This is a genomic window from Spirillospora sp. NPDC046719 (genome assembly GCF_040645715.1).
Taxonomy (GTDB): domain Bacteria; phylum Actinomycetota; class Actinomycetes; order Streptosporangiales; family Streptosporangiaceae; genus Spirillospora.
In genome coordinates this window covers 1-1,025 of the sequence record NZ_JBEYYT010000959.1, presented here as the reverse complement: position 1 = coordinate 1,025, position 1,025 = coordinate 1, and the positions used below count along the sequence as shown (strand labels likewise).

General features: G+C 36.6%; 2 protein-coding genes. Both read left to right on the top strand.

Annotated elements, in window-relative coordinates; all coding sequences use genetic code 11:
• The coding region (locus ABZ914_RS51855; RefSeq protein ID WP_500201885.1) for a hypothetical protein at positions 1 to 312 on the top strand (312 nt) is incomplete at its 5' end.
• A 42-nt stretch (positions 313 to 354) separates the two neighbouring features.
• The coding region (locus ABZ914_RS51850) for a head maturation protease, ClpP-related (RefSeq protein WP_500201884.1) at positions 355 to 1,025 on the top strand (671 nt) is incomplete at its 3' end.

The following is a 1,025-nucleotide window of genomic DNA, read 5'->3' as shown; positions in this document are numbered from 1 at the left end:
GGTGACCAACAATCCTCAATTCAACAAATAAGTGGAATGTATGCAAGTGCATTAAATCGCTATTTAAGACCTGCTATAAGTGAATTGGAGTATAAGTTAAGCGACCACATAAGCGTTAACATGAGACCAGCTATTGACCCTCTTGGTGATAATTACTTATCTACTATTAGTACTGCTACAAGATGGGGTGCATTGGCTGAAAATCAAGCTACATTTGTCTTGCAAGAAGCAGGATATATTCCTAAAGACCTACCAGCTCCTGAAAATACAAATAAAAAGACAACTGGCCAAAGTAATGAGCCAGTACCATAGGGAAGGAGGTGGTCATGGTGATTATTCTTAGAAAGGAGGTAAATGATGACAGTAATCGACATTGAAGGTGATGTAGTTGATAATAGCTACGGAATGATGTATGACTGGTTTGGTCTTGACTATACTAGTCCTTCAAAAGTAAAAACAGCACTTGCAAATGCTGATGACGAGGATATCACGGTAAATATCGCTTCAAATGGTGGAGATGTTTTTGCTGCTTCTCACATTTATACTGCACTTAAAAGTGCAAGTCAAAATGTTACAGTAAATATTCTTGGTTTAGCAGCATCTGCAGCTTCAGTAATTGCAATGGCTGGAGATATAGTAAATATTTCTCCTACAGCCCAATTGATGATTCATAAGGCTATGAGTGGTAGCCAAGGAAATGCTGACGACTTTGAGCAAGAAGCTAAAGTTTTAAATGGTGTTGACCAATCTATTGCTGCAGCTTATGAATTAAAAACTGGTATGAAACAATCTGATTTGTTGCAGTTGATGTCTAACGAAACATGGATGACAGCTCAAGATGCAGTGGATAAAGGATTTGCAGACAATATTATGTTTGTAGATGCTAATAAACCAGTATTTTCTAACTCAATCGGAAATATTCCAACTGCTGATAAACTTAATGAATTTATGAATTTCATGAATTTCAAAAATCGGAATAACCCTCCGAAAGAAGAACCAATTATAGAAAACAAACAAGCCGATTT